This window comes from Enterobacter sp. PGRG2 (assembly GCF_030291195.1).
GTDB lineage: Bacteria > Pseudomonadota > Gammaproteobacteria > Enterobacterales > Enterobacteriaceae > Enterobacter_D.
Genome location: NZ_CP127837.1, coordinates 4155011 through 4158564 on the forward strand (window position 1 = coordinate 4155011; position 3554 = coordinate 4158564).

Sequence of the window (3554 nt, forward strand, 5' to 3'; positions counted from 1 at the left end):
GTAGGCCGGGTAAGCGACAGCGCCACCCGGCATATCACGCAAACACCCCTGCCGCGACCTGTTCCGGCGTTACCACGCCCGTATCCAGTACCCAGCCGCTGATCAACGCCGCCGGGGTCACATCAAACGCCGGGTTGTACACCCGTACTTTTTCCGGCGCCCACTGCACCGCGCCAAAGCTGCCCGCCACGCCTGTCACTTCCTCTGCCGCCCGCTGTTCAATGGGGATGGCGTCGCCATCCGGACAGCCACGATCCAGCGTGGTGTGAGGCGCGGCAACGTAAAACGGAATACCGTGGAATTTCGCCAGCACCGCCAGCGAATAGGTGCCGATCTTGTTCGCCACATCGCCATTGGCGGCGATGCGATCTGCCCCAACCCACACCGCGTCCACCTGCCCTTTCGCCATCAGGCTGGCGGCCATGGAATCTGTTATCAGTTGGCAGGGCACGCCCAGCTCGCCCATTTCCCACGCCGTTAAACGCCCGCCCTGCAACAGCGGGCGCGTCTCACCCACCCAGACATTCGCCACCCGCCCCTGCTCATGGGCGCGGGCAATCACGCCGATGGCTGTCCCGACGCCCGCCGTCGCCAGCCCGCCGGTATTGCAGTGGGTCAGCAGGCGACTTCCCGGCGTTACCAGCGCGCTTCCGGCGCGGGCGATGGCGTCACACAACTGCTTGTCTTCATCGATCAGCCGCAACGCCTCCGCCACCAGCGCCGGAACATAATTCTCCCGCGCCAGCGCCGCTTTCATGCGATCAAGATTATTCATCAGGTTCACCGCCGTCGGGCGTGCCGCGCGCAGCGTCGCCAGCGATTCAGCCAGTTCATCCCGCGTCAGCCCCTGCTCTGCCTGTAACGCCAGCAGCAGGCTGGCGGAAAGGCCAATCAGCGGCGCGCCGCGCACGCGCAGGGCGTGGATATGCCCCACCAGTTGTTCTGTGGTGCTTGCCGCAAGCCAGTTTTTCTGCTGCGGCAGCGCCTGCTGATCGAGGATAAAAAGCTGATTTTCGCTGACGCGCAGACTGGTGGTCTGTAATGGCTGCATATCGTTAAATCCCTGTTGCGTTGTTGTGACCTATTGTGTCAGGATGATTTACGGAAGTATAGACGTCTGAATGGCTTTATTAACATAAGAATGAGGATCAGGGCAATGTCGCAATACCGAACCTTCAACGCGCAGGACGCTGTCGCTTATGCACAACAATTTGGCGGTCTGGCCGATCCGTCCGAACTGGTGGATGCGCAGGAGGTCGGCGACGGCAATCTCAATCTGGTGTTTAAAATTTTCGACCGTCAGGGCGTCAGCCGGGTGATTGTTAAACAGGCGCTGCCTTATGTGCGCTGTGTGGGGGAATCATGGCCGCTGACGCTGGATCGCGCACGGCTGGAAGCGCAGACGCTGGTAGAACATTATCAGCACTGTCCACAGCACACGGTGCAGATCCTGCATTTTGATCCGCAACTGGCGGTGATGGTGATGGAAGATCTCTCCAGTCATCGCATCTTGCGCGGCGAGCTGATTAATAACGTCAGCTATCCGCAGGCGCCGCAACAGCTGGGGGAATATCTGGCGTATACGCTGTTCCACACCAGCGATTTTTATCTGCATCCCCATGAGAAAAAAGCGCAGGTGGCGCGCTTTATCAACCCGGAAATGTGCGAGATCACCGAAGATCTGTTCTTCAACGACCCTTACCAGATCCACGAGCGCAATAATTATCCCGCCGAACTGGAAGCGGACGTCGCCGCCCTGCGTGACGACACCCAGCTTAAACAGGCGGTGGCGGCGCTGAAGCACCACTTCTTCTCCCACGCCGAAGCGCTGCTGCACGGCGATATTCACAGCGGGTCGATTTTCGTCGCCGACGGCAGCCTGAAAGCTATCGACGCCGAATTTGGTTTCTTTGGTCCGGTGGGCTTTGATATCGGCACCGCCATCGGCAACCTGTTGCTGAACTACTGCGGCCTGCCGGGGCATCTGGGCATTCGCGATGCCGCTGCCGCCCGCGAGCAGCGTCTGGCCGACATTCAGCAACTGTGGCATACCTTTGCCGAACGCTTCCAGCAACTGGCCACGGAAAAAACCCGCGACGCCGCGCTGGCGACGCCGGGCTATGCCTCGCAGTTCCTCAAAAAAGTGTGGACCGATGCGGTGGGATACTGCGGTACGGAGCTGATCCGCCGCAGCGTCGGCCTGTCCCACGTCGCCGATCTGGATACCATCCGCGACGAGGAGATGCGCCACGCCTGCCTGCGTCATGCCATTGAGCTCGGTAAATCCCTGATACTGGTGGCCGGACGTATCGACAGCGCAGAGGAGTTAATTGCGCGGGTGCGCCAGTACAGCTGACCCGCGCGAGGGTGCTTACGGAATGCGGGCAATGACTTTAATTTCAAAATCGAAGCCCGCCAGCCAGTTGACGCCCACCGCCGTCCAGTTGGGATAGGGAGCCTGCGGGAAAATCTCCTGCTTCACCGCCATAATGGTGGCAAACTGATTTTCCGGATCGGTGTGAAAGGTCGTCACATCAACCAAATCATCGAACCCGCATCCGGCAGCGGCCAGCGTAGCCCGCAGGTTAGCAAAGGCCAGCCGGACCTGGGCGGCAAAGTCCGGCTCCGGCGCCCCGTCTTCCCGGCTGCCCACCTGCCCGGACACAAACAATAAATCCCCGGAGCGGATCGCCGCGGAGTAGCCATGCTGCTCATATAAAGCATGCCGATTGGCCGGGAATATCGCTTCGCGTTTTGTCATCACTCACCTCTTTTATTCAGTCAGAAAATCCGGGCGTCACGCGCCGGGATCATTTAACATACACGCTGTATGTGAAACTGAGTATCTTTGCATACGCCGCGTATGTCAATTTAAAATACGCGACGTATATGAAATGAAGGAGTGAAGAATATGGCCGTCGGTCGTCGTGCAGAAATGATGGAAGAGAACCGCAACAAACTGATTGCCGCCGCGCGTAAGGCTTTTGCGGAAAAAGGCTTTGCCGCGGCGTCAATGGATGAACTCACCGCCAGCGCCGGGCTGACCCGTGGCGCGCTGTACCATAATTTTGGCGATAAGCGCGGCCTGCTCGCCGCCGTGGTGGCGCAGGTGGACGGGGAAATGGCGCAGCAGGCGAAAGATCGCGCCAGCCTTGCGCCGGAAGGCTGGGAGCGGCTGCTGGCTGAAGGCACGGCTTATATTGAAATGGCACTCGATCCGGAAGTGCAGCGCATTGTGCTGCTCGACGGCCCGGCTTTTCTCGGCGATCCGTCTGGCTGGCCCAGCCAGAATGCCTGTCTGGAAGCCACCTGTCAGGCGGTTGCAGAGATGATCGGCCAGGGCATTATGAAAGCGGTGGACGTGGAAGCGGCTGCCCGTCTGCTGAACGGCGCGGCGATGAATGCAGCGCTGTGGGTGGCGGCAGCAGAAGCACCGGATGAGCGCTTGCCAAAAGCAACACAGGCCTTCGTGCTGTTAGCGGAAGGCCTGCGTCGGTAGTGCGATTGCTGGTTAGTTAACGGTCAGGGTGGTGGTTACCTCGTAATCCAGCACC

4 protein-coding genes are annotated in these 3554 nt (G+C 59.9%); 2 read left to right on the plus strand and 2 right to left on the minus strand.

Annotated features, from left to right (window positions below; all coding sequences use genetic code 11):
- Positions 1-34: 34 nt before the first annotated feature.
- Positions 35-1051, minus strand: a complete 1017-nt coding sequence (mtnA, locus tag QRD42_RS18525) for an S-methyl-5-thioribose-1-phosphate isomerase (protein WP_321987817.1) — start codon at positions 1049-1051, stop codon at positions 35-37.
- Positions 1052-1156: 105 nt separating this feature from the next.
- Between mtnA and mtnK the strand changes: the two genes are divergently transcribed.
- Positions 1157-2356 carry an S-methyl-5-thioribose kinase gene (gene mtnK, locus QRD42_RS18530; RefSeq protein ID WP_321987818.1) on the plus strand — a complete coding sequence of 400 codons (1200 nt, stop codon included), beginning with the start codon at positions 1157-1159 and terminating at the stop codon, positions 2354-2356.
- A gap of 15 nt (positions 2357-2371) precedes the next feature.
- Here the strand turns inward: mtnK and QRD42_RS18535 are convergent, their stop codons facing one another.
- Complete coding sequence (locus tag QRD42_RS18535) at positions 2372-2761, minus strand: RidA family protein (RefSeq protein WP_318376465.1); 390 nt, start codon at positions 2759-2761, stop codon at positions 2372-2374.
- 150 nt (positions 2762-2911) lie between these two features.
- Here QRD42_RS18535 and QRD42_RS18540 point away from each other — a divergent pair, with 150 nt between their 5' ends.
- Positions 2912-3499 (plus strand): TetR/AcrR family transcriptional regulator, encoded by a 588-nt coding sequence (locus tag QRD42_RS18540; protein WP_321987819.1) that lies wholly within the window; start codon positions 2912-2914, stop codon positions 3497-3499.
- The last annotated feature ends 55 nt before the right edge of the window (positions 3500-3554 follow it).